This is a genomic window from Clostridium yunnanense (genome assembly GCF_016595795.1).
Lineage (GTDB): Bacteria > Bacillota > Clostridia > Clostridiales > Clostridiaceae > Clostridium_AR > Clostridium_AR yunnanense.
In genome coordinates, this window is record NZ_JAENHN010000028.1 from 90,550 (window position 1) to 115,842 (window position 25,293).

Consider the following 25,293-nt stretch of genomic DNA (forward strand, 5'->3'; position numbering starts at 1 on the left):
TAACCATTATATAAGTATCATAAAGACAGCTTTCATAGTAAATAGTATATAAGGAAACTATATCTTGTAAGAATGTAGGTCTTATATATCTAAATAAAAACTATTAAGCTATGAGGTGATAATCTTGAGAAAAAATTTAAAGAAATCTATAGTTAGTCTTTTAGTATTAATAACATTAAGTGTATTTTGCTCTTGCACATTGCAAGAAAAAAGTAAGTTTTTAAGCGTATCCAATACCCCAGCTGAAGGTGGGGCAGTTTCTCTAGTTATGGATACAACAAATTATCAAGAAATGCCGAGAAATTTTAGGAAAACTTCTGATTTAAGTAATATTGAGAAGGATAAGACACTGGATTTAAAAGGGCTAGGTGAACTAAACATATCTGGAAGTCAGCAGTTCTCAGGTTTTAACTTACCACTTGTAGTAAAGGGGATAAGCACAAAGTCACCTATAACAGTAATAGATTTGAGGCAGGAGTCTCATGGATTTATAAATGATATTCCTGTAAGTTGGAAGAATGAAAAAAATGATGCTAATATAGGATTAACCAAAGAACAGGTATTAGCAGATGAACAGAGTAAACTTAAAAGTATTAAATTGAATGTTCCTATCACCCTTGCAAATCATCCAAATAACACAATAATTCCGACAAAAGTTCAAGACGAAGAACAGTTAGTTAAGGATAATAAACTTGAATATATCCGAATTACTGTTACTGATGGAAAGATACCTACAGATGATATGGTTGATTATTTTATGCAGGAAATGAAAAAACAACCTAAGGATTCCTGGTTACACTTTCATTGCAAAGAAGGTATAGGAAGAACTACTACCTTTATGATAATGTACGATATGATAAAAAATTCTAAGCAGGTTACTGCTGACAACATTATAAAAAGGCAGCTATCACTAGTTGGCTTCAATGAACAACAAATTAAATCATTTAATAATAACGAAAGAATTGGCTTTTTACAAAATTTCTATAAGTATTGCAATAGCAATAACAATGATTTTAATACTAGTTGGAGTGAATGGAAGAAGACTATTACTACAAGTAATAGTCCTTTTTCGATGTACATGAAAAATACCATAAGACCAACTTTTTTATATGTTATTTCACAAGATAATATGACTAAAAGCGAAAAAACATTGATAGCTACTCTTCAAGGAATAGTCAATAATAAATCTAGTCACCAAATATATACACTAAGTTCTGAGCAGCCAGATTATCAAATATGGTTAGAGGATTTAAAGAAGAATTATGGAGTGGCATATAAAAGTATTTCAGACCCATGGGAATTACTTCGTAGTTTTAAAAATTATATAAATGGATATGTACTATATGATGAAGGAAAAAATCCATCAATAAATAATGCCTGTTCTCTTTGTTCTTTAAAAGATTCAATAGCAGTGGACACTAGTATTGAATATAAAGCAAAGTCACATGGCATAACAAAAATAACAGGAGATTGTAGAAACACGGATGAAAGCTGGGCATACGATAACTTATGGAATAAAGGACTAAACCACTCTATTGTAATACAATTAGAACCTAATAAAAGTTCTGCACTTAGAGACTATGCTATTATGAGTAAAGCACTAATATTTTATGAAAATGATATAAAAAATACCTCTCTGAGAGATAAAATATTCTCGTCTATGGAGGGAAACAGAGTTTGTATGGGGTGGGGGCCAGATGAATTTACTAATGTAAGTACAACATCAAAACATGGTGTAAGCATGGTAGCTGCTGATTGGTCTTATAATCTCACTGTTTTAAGTGCATTTGACACAACACCTGTTAAACAAAAATTTATATCTAAAAATATACCTAAGGAGGATAATGTACACTATGTAACTTTTATTATGTCTGATGGAGATAATCAGCAATGGAATCTTGGTACAAACTACAGCTCACAAAAATGGTATGGATCTAGTTATAGAGGAAATTTTAATTTAGGATGGGGTATAAGTCCATCAATGTATTATCTATCTCCAACAGTGTTTAATAGATACTATGAAAGTGCAGTAAGTGGAAATTATAGTGACTACTTTATAGTGCCGCCTTCTGGTAATGGTTATATATACCCAAGTAAGTTTGATAAAGAAAAACTTCCAACATATATAAGCCAATTGAATAATTATATGAAGCAGACTGATGAAAGATATTTAGCTGTAATTGATGATTCAAGCTTTCATAATACTGAACTTTGGAGTAAGTTTACCAGTAAAGAAAATATAATGGGGTTGTTTTACTTGGACTACCACAAACATGATAACTACAAAGGAGAAATAATTTGGTCTAAGGGTAAGCCAATAGTATCCTGCAGAGATTTACTATGGAGTGGGTTAGAAGATGAAGAGCAGCTAACTAAAAATATTAATTCTAGAATAGAAAAAGGGCAAACAGATGTAAAAAAGGCTGAAGCATATACTTTTGTATATGTTCATGTTTGGAGTAAGGACTTAAGTAACGTTAAAAATGCTATAAGCATGCTAGAGAAAAATCCAAAAGTTAGAGTGGTTGATCCTAAAGCATTTATGGAATTAATTAATAGAAATATTCAACGGTAATAAAATTGGAAGTGTAAGTATATATTTACACTTCCAATTTTATTTATTACTTAAAAAGCTCAATTGCACAGCAGTTACCTCACTTTGATAAGTAGGCATCTTAAGGCTAATACCATACTTACTACATGCGTTTGATAGAACATAACTTAGCTTTTTCATATTTTTAGTAGAACAACTATATCTATCGCCATAGCTCTTTTCATACTTTTCACGAATTCCTGGGAAATGTTTATCTAGCTTTATATAATAATAATCTCGCTGCCTATCTCTAAGTGACATTCCAAGCCAAGGAACAATATTTTTAACTCCATAGTAATTTGCTTTATTTACTATGTCTAAAATGTTTTCCTCAGTATCTTCAAGAAAAGGTAGAATAGGCATCATTGTTATACTTGTATGAATTCCAAGTTCAGAGAGAACTCCAAGTGCTTTAAGTCTATCTGTAGATGAAGGGGCACCTGGTTCTACTACACTTGCAAGCTTATCATCAGTAGTTGTTATAGTTATAGCAACAGAAGCATAGATTTTATTTATTTCTTCTAAGATATCTATATCTCTAAGAATAAGATTACTTTTGGTAGTGATGTGAACTGGAAATCTATACTTTGCAATTGCCTCAAGACATCCGCGGGTTAATTGATAGTGTTTTTCTGATCTAGTATAAGGATCACTCATAGCACCAGTCCCTACTACGCCCTTTTTTCTTTTATTCTTAAGTTCTTTATTTAATAGTTCTACTGCATTTCTTTTCACTATAAGCTCATCAAAATTATCTATTCTATAGCATAAGCTTCTTGAATCACAATATATACAATGGTGTTCACAGCCTCTATAAATATTAAAGGTATAATTAGTACCAAACCAACCGCTAGGATTTTTACTTGTAGAGAGTAGCATCTTCGCATCTATTTCTTTTGGCATTTTGTTAACCTCCATTTAAATCCTTAATCTTATACTTGATTGTACATCATCAAATAAGACATAAGCATGTCATATTATAAATAAACTTAATGTTTATCGTGAAAATGAGGTCTTCTTCTTTTTTGTCTTTCATGATGTTGCGGGTCTACCTCAAACAATAGATTTAAAACAGAAGATGCAACTGGTAGGCCTATAAACAGTATTATTGATATCCTTGGATAATAAAAAGCAATTAGGATTATAATTGAGCTTATAACTGGCATAATAAATATGCGTGAATATAATTTATATTTATGTTCAAATAGTGTAGTAGGTATTATAAGTAAAAACATAAAAGTCATGCTAAAATTGACACATAAAAAAACTATTGCATATCCAACTGCTGGTGCAACTGCATTAGGGTTCTGAATAACCCATTTTGTAAACAGTGGCACTAGTGATAAGAAAAACAGGAATATTATGTTTATCCATACAACTCTATTAGTGACATGTTCTAATTCATCAAAAAGTCTTCTATGCTGGTTCCAAAAGTTTCCCACAACCAAGAAGCTGACTAGATATACAACAATTGAATTAATTAATGAATAAATTGAAGCAGCGTCAAAGGTATTTGGTGTGGGAATATTTAAAACTATTATAGTAACAATAATTGCGATTACTCCGTCGCTAAAGGCTTCAAGTCTATTTTTTGAAATTTTCATTTGTAATCTCACTTTCTTTTTACGCAAATCTATTTATAACCAAGTTATGACTGTATTAAAATCATTTCATATTGGGAAATACAAAAATTATAGTCTATAAATAAACGAAATACAAGAACATAAAACATTAAAAACAAAATAAGTTAAGGTACCTTAATAAATCTGTTGACAACAAAGTTATTCAGATATATGATAAATATATTAAGGTACCTTATTAAATTTGAAGGAGATAAATACATGTATAATATAACTTCTGAAAAATTGTTGCAACAAATAAATTATTTTACTAATCTTGTTAACAGGCAACAGCATAATGTAAGTTCTAAGGAAAATGAAATTATGGTTAGTAGAGCTCAAGGACATCTACTAGGACTATTATTAACACAGGATGGTTTAACTCAAAAGGAATTAAGTGCAAAACTCCAAATAAGACCAGCATCACTAGGCGAATTAGTTGATAAGCTACAGCAAAGTGGATATGTAGAGAGACGAGTAAATGAGAAAGATAAACGGGTTTCAAATGTATATCTTACAGCGCATGGCAGAAAGTCAGCAAATGAAGTGATGCAGGCTAGGATGCAGCTAGTTGATAATATATTTTCAGGTATATCAGAAGAAGAAATGGATCAACTTTCTAGTCTAATGAGTAAGCTAATTGACTCAATTGAACAAAGTTCAGGTGAAAATATTGAGGAATTACGTAAAGAGCATCACGGCATTAGAGGAGAGCAGGATTTTCCTGGAGGAGCTAATTTCTTTAGAGATAATCACCGTGAACGTTAAAAATAGAATAGTATAAGTTTTTAACAACATAAATTCTTAACAATATATGATAGTGCTAGGTTTATATAAATTTAATAGCTTATATAAACTGAGTTTTATGACCATTCCTTATATCAATAGAAGCAGAAAATTTGTTGCTTTATCAAGATTACAGTTTAAGCAGTTTAAAGGAGGATAAGGAAATGGAACAAGTTGAAATAGAACAAATTGATTCGTATTATTTTGAAAAATCACCTATTTGGAAAGCGATAGCACACATGTCATTACCAATGATGCTTGGTATGTCGCTAAATTTGATTTACAACATTATTGATGCGTATTTTATCGGAAAGTTAAATAATACAGAGATGATGACAGCTATTACTCTCACATTACCTTTTAGTGTGGTTATAATGGCAGTAGGAAATCTATTTGGAACAGGGGGAGGTACCTTTATCTCCAGACTTTTAGGGGAAAAGAAGCTTGAGGAATCTAAGAAAGTAGCTTCGGTATCATTTTATTTTAGTATAATTTCAGGATTTCTGCTTATTTTACTTTGTATTGTATTTATTCAGCCAATTTTGACATTGTTAGGTGCAGAAGGACAGACTATGGCATTTACTAAAAGTGTTATTTTAGTTTTTACAATTGGAAGCCCTATAATAATCGCAAACTTTGTATTGGAACAGCTTGTCCGTGCCGAAGGAGCGTCTACAGTTTCTATGTATGGTATGGGGATAAGTGTTATAGCTAATATCATATTAGATCCAATTTTGATTTTTGGTTGTCATTTAAACATTATGGGAGCAGCATTAGGAACGGTATTAGGTAATCTTTGTGCTGTAGTGTATTTTGTTTGGTATATAAGCAAAAAAAGCTCAGCCTTAAGTGTTTCTCTTAATAGGTTTAAGCCTACTTCATTAATAACTAAAGATATTTTTAAAATAGGGGTAACATCTCTACTAATGGATGTATTTTTGATTATATCAAGTTTGTTATTTAATAATCTTTCTATCAGATATGGAGATTATGTGGTTGCAGGTTTTGGTATATCCCAAAGAGTTGTACAGTTATCAGACTTTATAGGCATGGGGCTATTTATGGGAGTAATACCTCTAATAGCATATTCCTATTCGGCAAAAAATATAAAGAGAATGCAAGAAATAATTCGTACTACAGCACTTTATATTGTGATTTTAATCGGTGCTATTTCTGGAGCTTTACTTATATTTAGAATTCAAGTTTTTGAGCTTTTTAGTAAAGATAGTGAAGTACTTGCAATTGGTACATTGATTTTTGCGGCAATGCTGTTATCTTCTTTATTTACAAGTCTTTCTGGTTTATTTGTAGGGATATTCCAAGGAGTTGGAAGAGAAAAAGAAGCTGCAATTATGTCTGTAGCAAAGGGATTGATTGTAATACCTATAATGATTTTATCAAATGAATTTTGGGGACTTCATGGACTAATATGGTCTTTAACTGCATCAGAAGTTTTAGCTTGCATAGTGGGAGCAGCGTTGTGGTTACATTTTAAGAAAGATCCTTCAATGAAGGTCTCAATTTAATAAGCATGTATTAAAGAAAATTATTAAAAATATAGAGTTAAGTACTTTACTTTAAAAAAATGCATGTTATAATTCAAATAAATTAAGTAAAGATGTACCACTTCAATCCGAAATCTATTTTTAAAACTCTCACGGGTTCTGGTGAGAGAATTTAAAAATAATAAGTTTCAATATGAAGTGGTACATCAATAAATATCTGAGCAATCAAAGGGATGTAAAATCACAAATGTGATTTTACATCCCTTTTTAGTCTTTTCTATATGAGAGGCTAGATAAATATATTAAATTAAATGGAGGTATAAAAATGATAGAGGAAATGGGATATAAGAGAACAGATAAGTTACTTATAATTAATGCAGATGATTTTGGCATAGCCAAGTGTATAAATGAGGCTATTATTGAATTGTTTAATCGTAATGACATAACATCTACATCAGTAATGATGCCTGGCAGTAGGTCAAAAGAGATAAAAGATTTTTTCAAAAGAACTTCATGTAAAAATGTAGGTATTCATCTTACGCTTACAGATAAATTTAAACCAGTAAGTAGAGCTAAAGATGTTAATACATTGATTATGGATAATGGAATCTTTCCAAGTAGTTCAGAATATATAGAATCAAATGGTGATATAAATCATGTTAAAAAGGAATTGAGAAATCAAATTGAGTTAGCCTTATCACTGGGAATTGATCCTACACATTTAGATAGTCATCAAGGAAGTGTATTTGGGTTATTCTTAGGCAGAGATTTTATGGAAGTAGTTTTTGAACTCTGTATGGAATATGGTCTACCTTTCTTATTACCTAAACAAGTAGTAAATCAGGTTTCATTTGATGAAAGAATGATAAGTTCATTTAAGAGGTATATAAGAAGGGCTAAAGAATTAGGAATAGCGCTTATTGATGATGTTATTTGCTTGCCTTATGAATTGCAAAACGGTGAAGACTATAAAACTGTAAAAAATACTATGATAAATAAATTAACCCAAATACAACCTGGGATTACTCAGGTTACTATTCATCCTTCTTTTGTGACTAAGGAACTAAAGGAAATAACCCTTCATTGGCAAAAGAGAGAAATGGAATATAATTTGTTCTTAGATGATGACATTAAAAGAATATTATTAAGTGAAAATATTAAGCTGATTTCATGGAAAGAGATAAGAGAATATCAAAGGTCTATAAATAATTATTCAAAGAGTTTTTAAGATATATTCAGAGTATATATTAATGATATAATATTAATTGTAATTTGTAGGAGTGTCATACTTATTTTTTCTTAATAGAGATACTTTGTTAAATTGTAAAGGAGATTAAGTAAAGGTATGAATGCTGAATTTATAAAAATAAGAGATTATTTGGATACAGGCGGAGTCGAATACATAAGGCAGTCTATGATTGGGATACTAGGATTAATTAATTTATTTGACTTAGCAGTTATCAACTTTCTGAATGACATGGGGCTAAAGCAAAGTATACATCAACCAAAGAATATTATTTACTTAGGTATATTGATTTTTTTTGATTTATGGGGAATTTACATACTAATAAATACAGAAAAAAAACAAAAAAGTTTTATATTATATTCTGGAATGATTGGGCTTGTATCATCTATTTTTTATATGATTATTTTCTGCAGTAGTATATATTTTGAGTTAAAGAATAAGGCTACAATTTATATTGTAGTATCCATAATTATATATATGTATATTGTACTAACTGAGATTTCTATAATAAAACAATATGAAAAAGAAGGATATAGTATTTTTAAAAGAAGAATATATAAGAGAAAAATATTTAGTATTTTTGCTTCAATAGCCGTTGTAGTTATTTGCTTTATGGATATGGCAACTAAATACCCTAATAAGAATTTTGCACTTATATCAGTAGGCTTTGCTACTCTTATCTTTGGTTATATCTTTGAGAATCTAATTCATAATATTTACAGGTATTGTCTTATTAAGAAGTATGAGGTAGAGTTTGATAGGTATATGAATAAGAAATCGAAAAGATAATGCTTTTATATAGGGGCTATAGAAGTATTTTGTAAAAGTTTATATGATTGGAGTGAAGAAATTGAAAAAAACTTCTAAATATGTTTTTGTTATTATTGCAGTGATTGTCATAACTTTAGCTACATTAAGCTTTTTATATATAAATAATAAATATAAGAAAAGTGATATAAGTAGTGGACTTACTGAAATTAATTCTAAAGACAGTTTTTTCAAGGATATAAATACTAAGAGTAATATCGATTTAAAGCGTATAATGACAGTTTCGTTACCTAGTGATTTAGATAGCATACAAAACATAATTACAGACGAAACTAAATTTGTTTATCAAGAAAAGACGGTGTTGAACGGAGTTAACACCCAGGGGAAATTTAAATTAAGTAATGGGTTAAAAGAGATGATTTCTTTTAGATATAGTGATAACAATTATTTGTATGTTGATACTCAAGTATGGAGCAAAAGTGAACAAGCTGATCAATGGCTAGATAAAAATTTTGATTCTAATAGTGAGATAATAAAACAATACGAAGATGGTAGCGGTAAATGTTATGTTATATATACTAAGGACAATAGAGTGGCCAAAATTGCAATTAAACGAGAGAACCTTATTATATATATAAAACAAATGGGTGATAGTAATAATAATTCTAGCATAGATAGTCTAGTAAAATTACTTTCGGATGATCTAGCTAAATTAAAGTGATTTTATAAAAACTATAGTAGGATAATAATAATATAAACTTAGAATGATAAAATTTTAATCATAATTACAAACCAGTCTCAACTTTTGGAGACTGGTTTTCATTTTAAGAAAAAGGTATTATTTAACTTTAGTTTTGTTGTTAACTAACTTTAAATAAGAGTATAATTAAATATGTGCTAGTTAAATCCAAGAATTGTCTGAAACATTAATCTATAAATAATGATTGTGAGAATATAAATGAATTTTATAGGTATTAATCTGATATATATTAAGCTTAATGGAGGTGCATTATGAACAAACCAAAAGTATATATAGCAAAGCCAATTCCACATGAGGTGGAGGAATATATAGCACAGCATTGTGATTTAGAAAAATGGGATTCGAATGAAGATATAACAAGAGAAGAGCTTTTAGAAAGATTAAGTGATATAGATGGACTTTTAACTTCTGGAACTAAGATAGATGAAGAGTTATTAAAAAAAGCTCCAAACCTTAAAGTGGTTAGCAATATGTCGGTAGGTTACAATAATTTTGATTTAAAAGCTATGAAAAATAGACATATAATAGGCACTAATGTAGCTGGTGCGCTTGATGATACCGTTGCTGATTTAATATTTGGACTTATGCTTGCTTGTGCAAGAAGAATAACTGAATTAGACAGATATGTAAAGGCAGGAAAGTGGAATAGAGATGATGATTTGGAGCTTTACGGTGCTAATGTTCATCACAGAACCCTTGGTATTATAGGAATGGGTAGAATAGGTGAGGCAGTAGCAAAAAGAGCAAGTTTAGGTTTCGATATGAATGTACTTTATTACAACAGAAGCAGAAAGAAAGAGGTTGAAGAAAAGTTAGGGGTAGAGTATTGCTCTATGGAGGAGCTTTTAAAAAGATCAGACTTCATAGTTATCATGACTCCACTAACCGAAGCAACTTTGCATCTTATAGATAAAGAACAATTCAATCTAATGAAGCCTAGTGCAATATTTATTAATGCTTCAAGAGGAAAGACTATAAATGAGAAAGCACTGATAGAAGCTCTTCAAAGCAAGAAGATAAGAGGTGCTGGTTTGGATGTGTTTGACGTTGAACCAGTAGAAATTGATAATCCGTTGCTTAGGATGGATAATGTTGTTACTCTTCCGCATATAGGGTCTGCCAATATGGATACAAGATTTGATATGGCTAAGCTTGCAGCTGAAAACTTAGTAAAGGCTTTAACAGAAGGAGCTGCACCAAATATTGTTCCAGAGTTAAGAGCATAAGATTTGATTTAGATATTAAAACTTTTATTTACTAGGTTTTTATGACAATATAATTGTGTAAGTATATACGTGAACCCGCATGTTTACTATATATTTATATAATTATATGTTTTTATAATTAAATAATTATTTAATTTAATGATTATTTAAAGAAATAAATTTGCTTTTAAACGTAGGAAGGAATGAATTTATATATGGAGCTTACTAAAATAAACGGAAACACCTATTATATCAAAGCTCCAACTAATATTGGAGTTTATAGTTATAAAAATAAAAACTGTCTTCTTATTGATACTGGAATAAATAATTCAGCAGCAAGAAAGATTGAAGAAGTATTAAAGGAAAATAATCTTCATGTTAAGTATATAGTAAACACTCATAGTCACCCTGATCATTGTGGTGGAAACAATTATTTCAAAAACAACTATACTGGATGTATAGTTTATACCTCAGAAAAAGAGAGATTATATATGGAAAACATGGAGCTAAGGACAAACATGTTATATACAGCTACTAGTCCTAAAAATCTTTCTGATGACGCTAAAGACTCAACTGTAGACTATGTTTTAGCTGAAGGTAATACTAAGATAAATGATGATAAGTTTGAGATTTTTCACTTAAGAGGACATTCGCCTCAAAGTATAGCAATAGTTACTTCAGATAAGGTATGTTTCTTAGGAGATGCTTTATATAGTGAAACAATACTGGGAAAATACTCTTTTCCCTATTTATTTGATGTAGGTAGCGCACTTATTTCCTTAGAGAAGATAAAAGAGATAGATGCAGACTATTTTGTTATAAGTCATGCAGAGGAGATTGTTACGAAAGAGAATCTTCCAGAGTTAGTAGATAGAAACATTGATAATATCAAGGATTACTGCAATCAGATGATAGAGCTATTAGAAAAGCCTTTAACAAAAGAGGAGCTATTAGAAAATCTAACAATACTTAATGATTTAGATGTTGACTTTAGGCAATACCATTTAAACTATTCATCAATGTCAGCATTTTTATCATATCTATATAACAAAGGAACAATTAACTCTTCGGTAGAGAACGGAAGGCTATACTATTATAGTGTTAATAGTTAAGTAATATGTTTATCAGAAGTTTTACTATGAAGTGGTACATCATTAGCAGTATAAAAATATTTTATTGTGAGGTAATATAAATGGATAATGCAAAGTTTTACGAGACTATTTACAAAAGAAAATCTGTAAGAAAGTATGATATGAACTCTTTAGATGATAAAACTTTAGATGATGTTAAAGGTTTTATAAGTAAAATTGATCCTTTAATACCTGGTATTAAGACTGATTTACAGGTTATATCTCAAAATGATGTTAAAAGTTTTATGTCTATAAAAGCGCCTCATTACGTAGTTGTATTTTCTGAGAATAAAGAAGGATATTTAACCAACATAGGTTTTATGCTTCAACAACTAGATTTATATTTATCAGCTAATGGTTTAGGTGCTTGCTGGCAAGGAATGGCTAAGCCAGCAAAGGATATAGTAAGCAAATCAGAGCTAGAATTTGTTATAATGTTAGCCTTTGGGAAACCAGCTGAAAACTTATATAGAAGCGATAGATCAGAATTCAAAAGAAATTCAATTGATGCTATAAGAAATAAAGCTGATTTTGATGAGTTATTAGAATCTGTAAGAATAGCACCATCTGCTACAAATAGTCAACCATGGCATTTTGATATAGAAGGAAATAAGTTATATGTTAATTGCATAAAACTTAACCCTATCAAAGCACTTATAATGGAAAAGATGAATAAAATTGATATGGGAATTGGATTGTGCCATCTATCCATAGCAGCTAAGCATTTAGGTAAAAATGTTAACTTCTCATTAGGTGAATCATCAGCACAAAATGTTCCAAAGGGATATTTTAATATTGGACATGTGGAAATCAATTAAATATATAATAATGATTATAAAGTTACTTAAGATGTGGTTAAGGCATTATAGAGTAAGAGTTTATAAAGTTGTTTATTAACCAATGAAAGCATGAAAAAGGAGTTATCACATATAAACTAGTGTTGTTTATACAGTAATAACTCCTCTTTTACTATCTTAAGGCAGCTTGAAATCTGCTATTAACGTCTTCCCAATTAACTATATTCCACCAAGCTTCTACGAAGCCGGCTCTCTTGTTTTGGTATTTTAAGTAATAAGCATGTTCCCATACATCAACAATAAGAAGCGGACATACTTCCCATTGAGTTAAGTTTTGATGTTTTTCTACTTGTAGAACAACTAGTTTGTTAAATAGTTTGTTCCAGCAAAGAACAGTCCAACCAGAACCTTCTACAGCTACTGCTGCTGCACTAAATTGTTTTTTGAAGGCATCATAGCTACCAAAGTCTTTATCAATTTGATCTGCAAGATTTCCAGTAGGTTCTCCACCTCCATTTGGACTCATGTTTTGCCAAAACATTGTATGTAGAATATGACCAGCACCATGGAAAGCGTATTCTCTTTCCCAATGTTTTATTAAAGCAAAATCTCCTTTTTCTCTAGCTTCTGCTAGTTTTGTTTCTGCGTTATTCAATCCATCTACATAAGCTTTATGGTGCATATCGTGGTGAATTTTAACAGTTTCTTGATCATAGTGTGGTTCTAGTGCATCATAAGCATAAGGTAGATCTGGTAAAGTATATGGCATAATATCACCTCTTAATAAAATTTAATCCCTAATATATTACCCACAATATAGAAAGTTATAAGTAAAATTATAAGATTGGGATATATGATTTTGGTTGGGATAATTAGGTATATAAATTTTTTTATAGTTAATAATACCAATGTAATTATATTTTGAGAGAGGATGTGTCTATATTGGCAGTAAACAATGCAATGACTGCTGACTTTTTACGTTCAGCATATGGTGGAGAAAGTATGGCTCATATGAGATACCTTGTATGGGGGGATTCAGCTGAAAAGGATGGCTATCCTAATATAGGTAAACTGTTTAGAGCGGTAGCTTATGCAGAAAGGGTTCACGCAACAAACCATTTTAATGTGTTAAAGGAGCAAGTAGGAGATAGTACAGTTGTAGCAGGTGCTGTGTTTGGTCACACAAATATTATAGAAAACCTACAAGGTGCTATTGATGGTGAATTACACGAGATAAAGCAAATGTATCCTGTTTATCTTGAAACAGCAAAGTTCCAAGAGGAAAAAGAAGCACATAGATCCTTCCATTACGCTTTAGAAGCAGAAAAAGTTCATGCCAAGGTATTTGAGTTCGCTCAAGAGACTGCAAAGCAAGGAAAGGATTTAGATATAGCTACAATGTATGTTTGCCCGGTTTGTGGCTATACAGAAATCGGAGATAATGTTGAAAAATGCCCAATATGCGGTGTAAGCAGTGAATTATTTAAAGCATTTGAATAAAATAGAACAGTAACTATTTATAATTTGAAATTACTATAGAGAACCTGTTTAAACTGTATTATTTTTATCTTTTGCAGTTTTTGAAAATATCTATAGTTAATCTCGATATCTTTGAAAGCTAGGATAATTATTAAAATTATGCAGTAAAAAGCACTACTAGATCTTTTATAGATTTAGCAGTGCTTTTAAAGATTTATCACTTCAAACTGAAAGCTACTTTTTAGTAAATGCTGTCAACATCCATAAGTCCTTCTCATATTTAGATATAAACCCTGCCATAAGATCAACGGTACCTTGGTCGTTTGCATCATCTGCAATGGTTAATATATTTCTTGATGCTTCTAATAATAATGAAAAATCTTTTCTTATAACTTCTATTGAATCTTCAGGTGTAACATCTTTACTTTCTCTTTCAGCTATTGTAGATAGACTTAGATATTCTTTTAAAGAAGCGGCAGGAGTATGACCTAAAGTTAATATTCTTTCTGCAACAGCATCTAGATCTATATTTATTTTATCGTAGTATTCTTCAAACTTTGTATGAAGCTCAAAGAAAGCAGCTCCTTTTATGTTCCAATGGAGATTATGAAGTTTGGTATATATAATATTTAAATTTGCAAGATACTTATTCAATTCTCTAACTATAGTTTCCAATCCATCTTTTTCTAAACCGATATAATTCTTACCCATAAAAAAGTCCTCCTTATTAATTATAATTTTTTATATGAAGTCATAATAAAGTATAACCATTTAGTAATCGTAATATTTGTGTAATCTAGTATTAAGTTAACCTTAATAATAGTTTTTGCTTATGACAATTTTATAACAATATTAATAAAACTAATTGAAAATTAATTACCGCCTATATAAAAATGTAATAAGTACTATTTTATAATTAATTTAATAACAGCAAGTTTTTCTAAAATTGTTAATGGAACATACTGGTTATAAGTGTCATTAAGTTGTACTATATAAAGGTAATATGAAAATTTTAGGAGGATATATGTCTAGTAAATTTGAGCAGGAAAAATCAATAATATTTTTAAGATACATATATATTTTTACATTTATATTAGCTTTCTCGAATAAAGGGGATAAAATAGACGGTTTTGACATAGTATTTTTATTACTATTTATAATAAATAATCAAGTAAGATATTTCATATTACCTAGGAAATATGTATATATCATTATATCTATTGTTCTTGAAACTGTTTTGGCATATAAGTTATTCAGTGTAGGTGGCATCTTTGGTGAGTTTATTTTTGTGTTGCCTCTATTAGATATAATATATAACCTAAAAAAGATATATTGGATAGTTTATGCTTTATTTATTGCTACTTTGTTATACAACCAAAACCTAGATAAAATACTTGGGTGGATTATAGTAGCGATACCTTTAATTATAATTTTGGATAAGGTTAAGAATGAAGAGTATAGAAAAATAGAAGCACAAGATTTATATGATAAATTAAGGGAAAAAGATGAAGAATTAAAGAAGGTTAATAATGAACTTGAAGCTTATGCAAATACGATAGAGGAGATAACACTTTTAAGGGAAAGAAATAGAGTATCAAGAGAGATTCATGATAATGTTGGACATGCATTGGCTACTATTATAATTCAGCTCGGAGCAATAGAAAAGATATCAGAGAAAGATGGAAAAACAGCAAGTCAAATGGCTAAAAATCTGGGGCAATTCTCTAAAGAAAGTATGGAACGAGTGAGAGCTGCAGTAAGAGCTATGAAACCAAGAGAACTGGAAGAGTATGAAGGTGTAATAGCTATCTCTGAAATGATCAAGAATTTTGAGAAACTTACTGCAGTAAAGGTTAGATTTAGAGTGTCGGATAATGTATGGAAGTTAAATTCAGATCAAACCATGGTTATGTATAGAATAGTCCAAGAATTTTTATCAAACTCTGTTAGACATGGAAAAGCAACTGAAATAAGGGTGTTCTTAAACTTCTTAGATGATTATCTTAGGTTGCATCTAAAAGATAACGGGAATGGATGTGATGATGTGGTGCCAGGTGTTGGACTTGCTAGTATAAAAGAAAGAGTTTCTGTATGGGGAGGAACTATAGAATATTTCACTGAGGTTAATAAAGGATTTGAACTTGTTGTAACAATGGACAAAGGTAAGTTGAGTTTAGATGAAGTATAAGATATATTGGAGGTTTTATATTTGGATAAGATAAAAATAATTATAGTAGATGATGAAAAGTTAATAAGAGAAGGTTTAAAGATAATACTCTCAACTTATGAAGATATAGAAGTAATGGCCTTGTGTGAGGATGGTTACATAGCATATGAGTTTTGTAAGAAAAATGAGGTTGATGTGGTGCTAATGGATATAAGAATGGATAACTGCGATGGAGTATTAGGGACAAAACTCATTAATCAATTAAAAGGTGATACAAAGATACTTATACTAACCACCTTTAAGGACAGTGAATATATTGAGGATGCTCTTAAAAATGGTGCATCTGGATACTTGTTGAAGGATAGTTCTTACGACTTAATATATGGAGGAATAAAAGCGGCTTTTGGAGGAAATATAGTTGTCCACCCAGACATAGTTTCTAAGCTTGTAGTCAAAGAGAATGATAAAGATGATTCTTTGATAAAGGAAAGATTAAAGGAAGAAATGGGGCTAACAGATAGAGAATTAGCTATAATAGAAGAAATAGCAGATGGATTATCTAATAAAGAAATTGGAGAAAAGATGTATCTTACTGAAGGAACTATAAAGAATAATATAACTACTATTCTTTCTAAACTAGCTTTAAGAGATAGGACTCAAATAGCTATATTTGCTTTTAAAAATGATTTGGTTAAATAAATTCAAAGTAAAAAAATAAAAATTATTCGTCTGCCAGATTTTCCTCATATACATTCGGAAAGGCAGATGCGTCAAAAAAGCTCGCTGAAGAAGGTCGCTTCAGCGACTTTTTTACTTTATAGGAAACTACATAGTATTATTTGTTTTCGAAATATCAAATAGAATAAATATGAATGACTTAAGTCATTCAATATGATGACCTAGGCTAATATGTAATAAGTAGGAATCGATATATAATTAACTCATAGATAAGAATTAAATCAGGTTGGCTTTGAAAGATAAAAGGAAGTCTAACTGTTCAATATAAGGAGGATTATAAAATGAATATAGTAGAGGTAAATAACATAACAAAGAGATTTAACGATAAACTCGTTTTAGACAATGTTTCGTTTAATATAAAAAAGGGTGAGATATTCGGATTACTTGGACCTAATGGAGCTGGAAAATCTACTCTTATAAATCTAATGGTTGGACTTTTAAAGATGGATAAGGGGCAGGTTATAATTGGTGGAAATGACATAAGCAAAGAGACAATTAGGGCTAAAGAAAGAATAGGTCTTGTACCTCAAGAAATTGCATTGTTCGAAAGTTTAAATGCAAAAGAAAACTTAGAGTACTGGGGAGGTCTTTACGGATTAAAAGGTAAACTTCTTAAGGAAAGAATAGATGAGGCTATAGAGATATCAGCGCTTAAAGATCACTTGAAGAATCCTGTAAAGAAGTATTCAGGTGGCATGAAGAGGAGATTAAATATCGCAGCAGCTATGATGCATCACCCAGAAGTACTAATAATGGATGAGCCTACTGTAGGGGTAGACCCACAATCAAGAAATCATATATTCGAAGTTGTTAAAAAGATGAATAAAGATTTTAGTACTTCAATCATATACACATCTCATTATATGGAAGAAGTTGAACTTCTATGTGATAACATTCTTATCTTAGATTTAGGAAAGGAAGTTGCATATGGAAGTAAGGAAGAGTTAAAGAGAATGGTAACCAGTGATAAGGTAATCAAGATAAAAGCTTTAGGAAAGTTAGAGGAATTGGCTTTTGCAATGAAGAAGCTTCAAAATATAAGAGGTACTGAAGTTATAAACGATGAAATCAAGGTAATATGTAATGAGGTAATGACTATAAATGAAATACTTCAGGTTATATCAGAGTATAAGATTTCAGTGAAAAATATAGGAATTGAAGAACCTAGCTTAGAAGAAGTATTCTTAACACTTACAGGCAAGAATCTTAGGGATGAGGAGAAGTAAAAATGAATCTTTTGACAGAGATAAGAAAGAATTTGATATCATTTATTAGACAAAACAAGATAATATTTATACTATTTATAATCTGCCCTATGATTGGGGCATACGTATATGGTGTAATGCAAGAAGATGTATTTTCAGGCAAAAGTTCCTTTGAGCCTATAACGGTTGAGTTTCAATATGATAAAACCTCACTGGAAGGAAAAGTTTTAGAGGGGATGTTGAGTACAAAAGAGGTTAAGAATTTTATAAATAGCGAAGCTAAGGACGATATAAAGTGCAAAGTAGTTATAGATAAAACATTCAACGATATAGAAATAGAAAAGATATCTGGTTCAGATAGCAGCCTAGATATGGTTCAAAGTTTTATGAGAACTTTTTCTGATAATATTAATCAATACAAGGTATTGTATAAGAATATAGAGGGTGTAAGTTCAAATGATCAAGAAAAAAAGGCATTAACAAACAATATAATCGGTAAACTGCAGGAAATACAGAAGGTTGCTTCAGTTAAAGATAAGATAATACAAGGATATAAGTCTTTAGGTTCAAGAGAATATTACACAATATCAATATTTAGTTTTTCATCCACTATGATAATGCTTACTTTAATAAAACTGTTTTATAAAGAAAAGAGAATAGGAATATTGAGAAGAGCCTTTTCAACTCCTAATAAAAAGACAAATTATTTAGCTGGATATTTAAGTTCATCTTTTATAATTGTATTTATTATTAATGTAGCCTATATATTAATAAATAGAATTTTAGGAATAGCCTTTACCACATCAATATTATGGATACTGATTACAGTTATTCTTCAAAGCCTGCTTCAAGCATCTGTGATAGGTTTTATAATAGCTTTTGTAAAAAGTGAAAAGGTAAGCAACGCAATAATCTCTGCTGCTACGGCTTTACAACTAATGATCGGAGGAGTTTTCTATAGTATAGATATGACAGGGTCTAGTGTTTTAAAAGTAATATCTAACTTTTCTCCTAATACACTAATAATAAATTCATACAAAAACTTAGCTATAGTTAGTGGAGATTATGGGGCATTAAACCAGATTATAATTATGTTATTGGTTGCTGCTCTATTCTTAGTTATAAGTTTTATTAAAATCAATATTGTATGGGAGGACTAACCATGAGGTTTTTGATATTATTAAAAAGTAATTTAAAGAGATTAATTAAAAATAAAACCACAATGATAGCGACAGTTGCTATTCCATTTAGCATAATTCTAGCTTTAGGGTTTTTATTTAATAATATAATTGGGTCTGATAGTAAAAGTGTTGTTGTTAACATGGATAAAGGAAGCTATGGAAGTGAGTTTGTTAAAGAGATACAAAGTAATACTAAGATAGAAGTTTGCGATAAGAATGAAGCAACTAAAAAGTTGAAGAATAAAAACATAAGTGTATTTTATGAGATACCTGAAGACTTTTCAGCTAAACTGGAAAAGGGAGAAAAACCACAGATATTTTCATATAAATCCGAAAATAATTCTGAGTTTGGAAATTTTCAATTAAATGCAGATTCACTCATTAATCATATGCTTCTAAGAAATGAATTTAAGAATAATAATAAAGATGTAAGTTTAAAAGCATTAAGTTATGAAGATTCTAATATCACTATTAAAGGAAATGACAAGAATAGCTTGGGAGATACTATGGTTCTTAACCTAATAATAAGCTTTGCTTTATTTAGTTCAATCGGTATATCTATGGAATTGTTTCACCTAAGTGAGCAGAATATATTAGTAAGAAGTTTTACTACTGCTAATAAACCAGGAGTGATAATTGGAGCTGTATTAGCTGCGATGTTTATAATATCAGCAGTGTCTTATAGTTCGATTTATATGCTAAGTGCTTTATTCAATTCTCATAATATGATTGCAAAAGCCCCTATAGCAATACTAAATATAACATGTTTAGCATTAGTATCTTTAAGTTTAGGTATCCTTGTTACTAGAATGGTAAAAGGAGAGAGTTATATTAATGTAGCGTTGCAGATAATTGTTGGAGTAACTTGTTTCGTCGGTGGAAGCTTTATGCCTTATGAATTATTACCTAAATCTATAACTGCATTTTCTAAGTTTACCCCTCAATACTGGGCTATACAGTCAATAAATACTCAAAAGCCAGAGTATGCTTTGATAGTATTATTATTCTCAGTAGCATTGTTTACTGCTGGAACCTTTAAAGTTAGAAAAATAGCGTAGTTTTCATTTAAGTAATTGGGATTAAAACAATAAAAGATATGGCCTTTAAGTATTAAAGGTATTGAAAGAACTCTGCTGGGTTGTGAGCAGAGTTCTTTCAATATAAGTATTATTATATCTATAATAATTAAAAATATAAGCTTATCTAAATAAGTTATTTAGTGATTTCATCTATTAATCTAAGCTCTTCTTCTGAGAAGTCTAGGTTATTTACTACCTGAACATTTTCTATTATTTGAGAAGTTTTACTTGCACCTATAAGTGCAGAAGTAACCTTTCCATTTCTTAAAACCCATGCAAGTGACATCTGAGCAAGAGATTGATTTCTATTTTGTGCTATATCATTAAGCTTTTTTATTTTTTCAACCTTTTCTGCAGTTATTGCATCAGAATTTAGGAACGGAGAAGTTGGGTTAGCTGCTCTAGAATCTTGAGGAACTCCGTTGACATATTTATTTGTCAATAATCCTTGAGCAAGAGGGCAAAATGCTATAGAGCCTATTCCTTCTTCCTCTAAAACTTCTTGTAGTCCGTCTTCAATCCATCTATCAAACATTGAATATCTTGGTTGATGAATAAGGCAAGGAGTTCCAAGTTCTTTCAATATCTTAGAAGCTTTTTCTGTTTGTTCAGCACTATAGTTTGATATACCTACATATAAGGCTTTACCTTGTCTAACTACTTGATCTAAAGCCATCATAGTTTCTTCAACAGGAGTATTTGGATCTGGTCTATGAGAGTAGAATATGTCAACATAATCTAAATTCATTCTTTTCAAACTTTGATCTAAACTTGATATTAAATATTTCCTTGATCCCCAGTCACCATAAGGGCCTGGCCACATTCCGTAACCAGCTTTAGTAGATATAACTAGCTCATCTCTATACCCAGAAAGCTCAGAGTGAAGGATTCTTCCAAAGTTCTCTTCAGCAGATCCTGGAGGTGGTCCGTAGTTATTTGCTAAATCAAAATGTGTTATTCCTAAATCAAAAGATGTGGTTATTAATCTTTTTTGGTTTTCTAAGGTGTCTACGCCACCGAAGTTATGCCATAGACCAAGAGATATTGCAGGTAGCTTTAGACCGCTTTTCCCACATCTATTATATTTCATATTATTATATCTTGAGTTTGATGGAGTATGTGCCATGAGTTTTCCCCCTTTAATATGAATATTTATAAAAGATAACTTTGCTTAAACATGCAAAACACTATTGATAATGTTTACATTATACCATTATGTATGTATAAAGTATATATTTTACATGTGGCAATAAGATTAAGACTGTACCATTTCAATCCGAAATATATTTTTAAATTCTAAAAGTCTTTAAATAAAAACAAAATTTACTTGCCTGCCAGTTTTTCCTCATATGTATTGGGAAAGGCAGATGCGCAAAAAAAGTTCGCTGAAGAAAGGGGCTTCAGCGAATTTTCTAGTGAAATAATCGTATGTTCTATAATAATGCAGTATCAAATACTTGCTTTATTTTTTCTTTTGTTGCAACGCCTTCATGTACCTTCTCTCCATTAATATAATAAGTTGGTACATAATAATAATCGTACTGATCTGCTAGATCTGGTTCTAAGTTTTCATCAATAGTTTTTATTTCTATATCTGAATATGCTGGATTCTCTTGTTCAAGCTCTTTCATCCAGTTTATTGCTTGTTTGCAGTAAGGGCAGGATTTCATCATAAAAAATAGCACTGGTCTCATATAATCTCACCACCTTAAATAAGTAATTTTTATATATTATACCTCTCTATTTAAGTTTTTATCAATATTATAGTGTGTTATTATTAAAGATATACAACTTTAATAAATATAGAATATAAATTTAATTGTAATAAGTGCGTAAGGCTTATAAGAGTGATAACTTACTCTATAATAATATTCAATTTTGTATTTGGGGAGGAAAACTATGTTAAATAAATTTATTGATTTAAGAAGTGATACAGTAACACAACCAACAGAAGCAATGAGAGAGGCTATGTTCAAGGCGATGGTTGGAGATGATGTATACGGTGATGACCCTACAGTAAATGAACTTGAAAAATACGCTGCAGAGCTAGTAGGAATGGAAGCGGCATTGTTTGTGCCAAGTGGAACTTTTGGTAATCAATTAGCGCTTTTTACTCATTGTAGAAGAGGAGAAGAAGTTATTCTCGGAGAAGACTGCCATATAGTGGCTCATGAAGTTGGAGCTGCAGCTGTTATAGCAGGTGTGCAACTAAGAGCTCTTCCTACAGAGAGAGGAAGAATGAATTTAGATAAGATAAGAGATACTATAAGAACTGAAGATATTCATTTTCCAGAAACATCATTGATTTGTGTTGAAAATGCTTATTCAAATGGAGCTGTAGTAGGCCTAGATTATATACAAGAAATAAGCCATATAGCAAAGAAAAATAATCTTAAGGTTCACTTAGATGGAGCAAGATTGTTTAATGCAGCAGCATTTTTAAAGGTAGAAGCCAAAGAGATTACAAGGTATTGTGATTCAGTAATGTTCTGCTTATCAAAGGGGCTTTGTGCGCCAGTAGGATCTATTCTAGCAGGTAATAAGGAATTCATAGATAAGGCTAGAAAAAAGAGAAAATTAATGGGTGGTGGACTTAGACAAGCTGGTTTCTTAGCAGCGGCAGGGTTAATTGCTTTAAAGGATATGACTAATAGGCTTAGTGAGGATCATGAAAATGCTGTGTATCTAGCAGATGAACTTGAAAAGATTGAAGGGATTAAAGTAGATAGAGACAATTTAGATATAAATATGGTTTTCTTTACTATGGATAAAGTTAAAGATATATCGGATGAAATAGTTAAGCATTTTAATAATAGCAATATAAAAATAAATGGACAAGAAGGTGGGAAACTAAGATTTGTTACTCATTATTGGGTTTCAAAAGAAGATATAGATTATACTATAAGTACTTTAAATAGCTTTTTGAATAATAGTGGTAAATAGCATATTAATTCATAATAAAGTATTCAAGCTTTAATTTAAATTAAAATGGAATGAAATTTTAACTGATAAGATGGATCATTAGATAAAAATGGTCCATCTTATTTACTTTTTATTTATCAAAATTAATATCAACTTCTTTATTCATAGTTCCGTCAATCTTTAAATGTACAATATTTTTATCTTTTTGTGTTAAAGTATATTCTTTGTTTGTAAATGGTCTATCTGCCTCATTGGCTGTAAAAGAAATATGCAAACTTTTCTTGAAAACCCCAAAACTTTTTCTATATAAATCTGATTGAACTAATCTAAATTTGAAGGTTTCCATAACTACTAAAGTATTTTTATTATCAGGTGTCTTTATATGAACTTCCTTGGTATCATACTTAAACATTAATATTACTAAATTTAATACTATCAATGAAAGTGATATAGGATAAACTATAGTTTTCCAACGTTTCCTTGCAGCTACGAGTGAACTTATTAGTGTACAAAAGTTTATAATATCTATGCTATATAAACCTAATAACTTGAGTCCATATGATAGTTCTAGTATAAGTAAGGCTATTCGAATAATTAGAAAAACACAGAAAAGGTATAAAGGTATCTTATGTCCTTTTAATCTAAACAATTTTTCACCTCCTTAATTAGGTAATATTATATAAAGAATATTTAATATATTGGTTACAAAAAACTTTAATAATTAATATATAAACACTAATAAATATACGAAAATATAAATATAATTTTAGGGCTTTATAATTAACTTGTATTAAAAAAATATGCCTTGGAAACTGTGGTAAATATACCTACACATATGAATTTATTATGTGGAAAATATATAAATGAAAGTCTTAATGTTAAAGAATATAACATTAAGACTTTCATTTATATATAGATAATCCAGTTCAATCTAGTAAAACTAAGTGATATTTCTGTTAAATATTAATGTGATAGGACTATGAAATATATATTTCACTTCGAACTGGTTTATCTATACTAATGAATTTTAATAGCTTACTTATATAATATCTTCATTAGTAAAGGTTAAATTTCAATAATGGTCTTAAATTAAAAGATTAAGACTACTTTAAATATTTAGTAGGGGTGATGAAGTTCATGAAAAAAAAGATAATTCCAGTAATATTAATGGTTTGTTTACTGTTTTCCTATGAAGCGAGAGCTAAAATAAAAGAATCTGATTATAATATAACAATGAAGCAAGATTTACTAACTCTCATGATGGCATATCCTGCTTACATAACAGGAGTGGAAAAAAATAATGAAAATGTGTATATAGTTATGAAGTCAGGGAAGAAAATCATTTATGATGATAAAAAACAAAAAACTTTTGAGCAAAAGTTAGCGAATCCAGATCTCCAAGATATGCTTGAACAGATTTATCCACTTGAATCAATAGATGGTGTTGTAGCAGATAAATTTGACCCAGGAAGAATGAGAGTTTATGAATTATTACATGATGTATATGGGCATAGTAAAGGTGAAATAGAAAAAAATTTAAAGTCAGTGGCAGGAGGAATGCAGTTTAATGTACAAAATGATGCTGCAAGAAACCTAAATACCGTTATAAAGTCACTTAATGAATTAACTAAGTCTAATGGTAAGGCAGCCTCAGATATATATCCATTCAACGGAACTTATAATTATAGAATAATAGCTGGAACAGGAAGATTAAGTCCTCATGCTTTTGGTATTGCAATAGATCTTAATAGAGACTCAAGAGACTACTGGCAATGGGCTTCTTTAGAACAAGGAGATAAGAGAATAAAAGGATATACAAAGGAGATACCTAAGATATTTGAAGCCAATAACTTTATATGGGGAGGAAAGTGGAGACATTTTGATATACTTCACTACGAGTATAGACCGGAGATTATAATTAAAGCAAAATATTTTGGTAGTAAAGATGAGAAGTTTGATAACTGGTGGGGAAAGGTACCAACTAATGATGAAAACATAAAGTCCTTTATAGATATGATAGAAAAAAGTTTATAAATATATTCTGCAATGTATAAAAAGTATCATCAAGTCTTATGATAAGAACTAAGGACGGAATGATAAATCTATATTTTTA

24 protein-coding genes are annotated in these 25,293 nt (G+C 30.1%); 17 read left to right on the forward strand and 7 right to left on the reverse strand.

What is annotated here, in order from left to right:
* The first annotated feature begins 124 nt into the window (after positions 1-124).
* A complete protein-coding gene (locus JHL18_RS09795) occupies positions 125-2,575 on the forward strand; it encodes a GxGYxYP domain-containing protein (RefSeq protein ID WP_200268600.1) in 2,451 nt (816 codons plus the stop codon).
* A 39-nt stretch (positions 2,576-2,614) separates the two neighbouring features.
* On the opposite strand, the gene JHL18_RS09800 is transcribed toward JHL18_RS09795, so the two are convergent.
* On the reverse strand, positions 2,615-3,496 hold the full coding sequence (locus JHL18_RS09800; RefSeq protein WP_200268602.1) for an SPL family radical SAM protein: 882 nt from the start codon (positions 3,494-3,496) through the stop codon (positions 2,615-2,617).
* Between the two features lie 86 nt (positions 3,497-3,582).
* Positions 3,583-4,197: a TMEM175 family protein gene (locus JHL18_RS09805; RefSeq protein ID WP_200268604.1), complete on the reverse strand. Its 615-nt coding sequence runs from the start codon at positions 4,195-4,197 to the stop codon at positions 3,583-3,585.
* 237 nt (positions 4,198-4,434) lie between these two features.
* Here JHL18_RS09805 and JHL18_RS09810 point away from each other — a divergent pair, with 237 nt between their 5' ends.
* The 8 genes from JHL18_RS09810 (at position 4,435) to JHL18_RS09845 (ending at position 12,430) form a co-directional block, all read left to right on the forward strand.
* Positions 4,435-4,980 (forward strand): MarR family winged helix-turn-helix transcriptional regulator, encoded by a 546-nt coding sequence (locus tag JHL18_RS09810; RefSeq protein WP_200268606.1) that lies wholly within the window; start codon positions 4,435-4,437, stop codon positions 4,978-4,980.
* 182 nt (positions 4,981-5,162) lie between these two features.
* Entirely contained in the window at positions 5,163-6,524 is a 1,362-nt protein-coding gene (locus JHL18_RS09815) for an MATE family efflux transporter (protein ID WP_200268608.1), read from the forward strand.
* A gap of 304 nt (positions 6,525-6,828) precedes the next feature.
* On the forward strand, positions 6,829-7,731 hold the full coding sequence (locus JHL18_RS09820; RefSeq protein ID WP_200268611.1) for a polysaccharide deacetylase family protein: 903 nt from the start codon (positions 6,829-6,831) through the stop codon (positions 7,729-7,731).
* A 117-nt stretch (positions 7,732-7,848) separates the two neighbouring features.
* The gene (locus tag JHL18_RS09825) at positions 7,849-8,538 is read left to right on the forward strand and encodes a hypothetical protein (RefSeq protein ID WP_200268613.1); all 690 of its coding nucleotides are present in this window, start codon (positions 7,849-7,851) and stop codon (positions 8,536-8,538) included.
* A gap of 61 nt (positions 8,539-8,599) precedes the next feature.
* Positions 8,600-9,238, forward strand: coding sequence for a hypothetical protein (locus JHL18_RS09830; protein ID WP_200268615.1), 639 nt, complete (start codon positions 8,600-8,602; stop codon positions 9,236-9,238).
* A 290-nt stretch (positions 9,239-9,528) separates the two neighbouring features.
* A complete protein-coding gene (locus tag JHL18_RS09835) occupies positions 9,529-10,503 on the forward strand; it encodes a 2-hydroxyacid dehydrogenase (protein ID WP_200268617.1) in 975 nt (324 codons plus the stop codon).
* Positions 10,504-10,697: 194 nt separating this feature from the next.
* On the forward strand, positions 10,698-11,594 hold the full coding sequence (locus tag JHL18_RS09840; protein WP_200268619.1) for an MBL fold metallo-hydrolase: 897 nt from the start codon (positions 10,698-10,700) through the stop codon (positions 11,592-11,594).
* Positions 11,595-11,674: 80 nt separating this feature from the next.
* The gene (locus JHL18_RS09845) at positions 11,675-12,430 is read left to right on the forward strand and encodes a nitroreductase family protein (RefSeq protein ID WP_200268621.1); all 756 of its coding nucleotides are present in this window, start codon (positions 11,675-11,677) and stop codon (positions 12,428-12,430) included.
* Between the two features lie 151 nt (positions 12,431-12,581).
* Here the strand turns inward: JHL18_RS09845 and JHL18_RS09850 are convergent, their stop codons facing one another.
* Positions 12,582-13,178: a superoxide dismutase gene (locus JHL18_RS09850; protein WP_200268623.1), complete on the reverse strand. Its 597-nt coding sequence runs from the start codon at positions 13,176-13,178 to the stop codon at positions 12,582-12,584.
* Between the two features lie 173 nt (positions 13,179-13,351).
* Here JHL18_RS09850 and JHL18_RS09855 point away from each other — a divergent pair, with 173 nt between their 5' ends.
* Positions 13,352-13,909 (forward strand): rubrerythrin family protein, encoded by a 558-nt coding sequence (locus JHL18_RS09855; protein WP_200268625.1) that lies wholly within the window; start codon positions 13,352-13,354, stop codon positions 13,907-13,909.
* A 213-nt stretch (positions 13,910-14,122) separates the two neighbouring features.
* Here JHL18_RS09855 and JHL18_RS09860 read toward each other — a convergent pair whose 3' ends face one another.
* Positions 14,123-14,599 carry a Dps family protein gene (locus tag JHL18_RS09860; RefSeq protein WP_200268627.1) on the reverse strand — a complete coding sequence of 159 codons (477 nt, stop codon included), beginning with the start codon at positions 14,597-14,599 and terminating at the stop codon, positions 14,123-14,125.
* 313 nt (positions 14,600-14,912) lie between these two features.
* Here JHL18_RS09860 and JHL18_RS09865 point away from each other — a divergent pair, with 313 nt between their 5' ends.
* The 5 genes from JHL18_RS09865 to JHL18_RS09885 all read left to right on the forward strand — a co-directional run bounded on the left by JHL18_RS09865 (position 14,913) and on the right by JHL18_RS09885 (position 20,237).
* A complete protein-coding gene (locus JHL18_RS09865) occupies positions 14,913-16,076 on the forward strand; it encodes a sensor histidine kinase (protein WP_200268629.1) in 1,164 nt (387 codons plus the stop codon).
* Between the two features lie 21 nt (positions 16,077-16,097).
* Positions 16,098-16,754: a response regulator transcription factor gene (locus JHL18_RS09870; protein ID WP_200268631.1), complete on the forward strand. Its 657-nt coding sequence runs from the start codon at positions 16,098-16,100 to the stop codon at positions 16,752-16,754.
* Between the two features lie 320 nt (positions 16,755-17,074).
* Positions 17,075-18,019, forward strand: a complete 945-nt coding sequence (locus JHL18_RS09875; protein ID WP_200268633.1) for an ABC transporter ATP-binding protein — start codon at positions 17,075-17,077, stop codon at positions 18,017-18,019.
* Positions 18,020-18,021: 2 nt separating this feature from the next.
* Positions 18,022-19,158: an ABC transporter permease gene (locus JHL18_RS09880; RefSeq protein WP_200268635.1), complete on the forward strand. Its 1,137-nt coding sequence runs from the start codon at positions 18,022-18,024 to the stop codon at positions 19,156-19,158.
* Positions 19,159-19,160: 2 nt separating this feature from the next.
* Entirely contained in the window at positions 19,161-20,237 is a 1,077-nt protein-coding gene (locus JHL18_RS09885) for an ABC transporter permease (RefSeq protein ID WP_200268637.1), read from the forward strand.
* A gap of 154 nt (positions 20,238-20,391) precedes the next feature.
* Here the strand turns inward: JHL18_RS09885 and mgrA are convergent, their stop codons facing one another.
* Together mgrA and JHL18_RS09895 are read right to left on the reverse strand one after the other, a co-directional pair.
* Positions 20,392-21,384, reverse strand: coding sequence for an L-glyceraldehyde 3-phosphate reductase (gene mgrA / locus JHL18_RS09890; RefSeq protein WP_200268639.1), 993 nt, complete (start codon positions 21,382-21,384; stop codon positions 20,392-20,394).
* 307 nt (positions 21,385-21,691) lie between these two features.
* Positions 21,692-21,952, reverse strand: a complete 261-nt coding sequence (locus JHL18_RS09895; protein WP_183279473.1) for a thioredoxin family protein — start codon at positions 21,950-21,952, stop codon at positions 21,692-21,694.
* A 205-nt stretch (positions 21,953-22,157) separates the two neighbouring features.
* Here JHL18_RS09895 and ltaE point away from each other — a divergent pair, with 205 nt between their 5' ends.
* Positions 22,158-23,201, forward strand: a complete 1,044-nt coding sequence (gene ltaE, locus JHL18_RS09900; protein ID WP_200268641.1) for a low-specificity L-threonine aldolase — start codon at positions 22,158-22,160, stop codon at positions 23,199-23,201.
* Between the two features lie 109 nt (positions 23,202-23,310).
* On the opposite strand, the gene JHL18_RS09905 is transcribed toward ltaE, so the two are convergent.
* Positions 23,311-23,829: a hypothetical protein gene (locus JHL18_RS09905; protein WP_200268643.1), complete on the reverse strand. Its 519-nt coding sequence runs from the start codon at positions 23,827-23,829 to the stop codon at positions 23,311-23,313.
* Between the two features lie 518 nt (positions 23,830-24,347).
* Between JHL18_RS09905 and JHL18_RS09910 the strand changes: the two genes are divergently transcribed.
* Positions 24,348-25,214: a M15 family metallopeptidase gene (locus JHL18_RS09910; RefSeq protein ID WP_420839219.1), complete on the forward strand. Its 867-nt coding sequence runs from the start codon at positions 24,348-24,350 to the stop codon at positions 25,212-25,214.
* Positions 25,215-25,293 lie beyond the last annotated feature (79 nt).

Coding starts and splice junctions, on each gene's coding strand:
- JHL18_RS09800 (WP_200268602.1), bottom strand. CDS start 3,496: ATGCCAAAAGAAATAGATGCGAAGATGCTACTCTCTACAAGTAAAAAT.
- JHL18_RS09805 (WP_200268604.1), bottom strand. CDS start 4,197: ATGAAAATTTCAAAAAATAGACTTGAAGCCTTTAGCGACGGAGTAATC.
- JHL18_RS09810 (WP_200268606.1), top strand. CDS start 4,435: ATGTATAATATAACTTCTGAAAAATTGTTGCAACAAATAAATTATTTT.
- JHL18_RS09815 (WP_200268608.1), top strand. CDS start 5,163: ATGGAACAAGTTGAAATAGAACAAATTGATTCGTATTATTTTGAAAAA.
- JHL18_RS09820 (WP_200268611.1), top strand. CDS start 6,829: ATGATAGAGGAAATGGGATATAAGAGAACAGATAAGTTACTTATAATT.
- JHL18_RS09825 (WP_200268613.1), top strand. CDS start 7,849: ATGAATGCTGAATTTATAAAAATAAGAGATTATTTGGATACAGGCGGA.
- JHL18_RS09835 (WP_200268617.1), top strand. CDS start 9,529: ATGAACAAACCAAAAGTATATATAGCAAAGCCAATTCCACATGAGGTG.
- JHL18_RS09840 (WP_200268619.1), top strand. CDS start 10,698: ATGGAGCTTACTAAAATAAACGGAAACACCTATTATATCAAAGCTCCA.
- JHL18_RS09845 (WP_200268621.1), top strand. CDS start 11,675: ATGGATAATGCAAAGTTTTACGAGACTATTTACAAAAGAAAATCTGTA.
- JHL18_RS09850 (WP_200268623.1), bottom strand. CDS start 13,178: ATGCCATATACTTTACCAGATCTACCTTATGCTTATGATGCACTAGAA.
- JHL18_RS09860 (WP_200268627.1), bottom strand. CDS start 14,599: ATGGGTAAGAATTATATCGGTTTAGAAAAAGATGGATTGGAAACTATA.
- JHL18_RS09865 (WP_200268629.1), top strand. CDS start 14,913: ATGTCTAGTAAATTTGAGCAGGAAAAATCAATAATATTTTTAAGATAC.
- JHL18_RS09875 (WP_200268633.1), top strand. CDS start 17,075: ATGAATATAGTAGAGGTAAATAACATAACAAAGAGATTTAACGATAAA.
- JHL18_RS09880 (WP_200268635.1), top strand. CDS start 18,022: ATGAATCTTTTGACAGAGATAAGAAAGAATTTGATATCATTTATTAGA.
- JHL18_RS09885 (WP_200268637.1), top strand. CDS start 19,161: ATGAGGTTTTTGATATTATTAAAAAGTAATTTAAAGAGATTAATTAAA.
- mgrA (WP_200268639.1), bottom strand. CDS start 21,384: ATGGCACATACTCCATCAAACTCAAGATATAATAATATGAAATATAAT.
- JHL18_RS09895 (WP_183279473.1), bottom strand. CDS start 21,952: ATGAGACCAGTGCTATTTTTTATGATGAAATCCTGCCCTTACTGCAAA.
- ltaE (WP_200268641.1), top strand. CDS start 22,158: ATGTTAAATAAATTTATTGATTTAAGAAGTGATACAGTAACACAACCA.
- JHL18_RS09910 (WP_420839219.1), top strand. CDS start 24,348: ATGGTTTGTTTACTGTTTTCCTATGAAGCGAGAGCTAAAATAAAAGAA.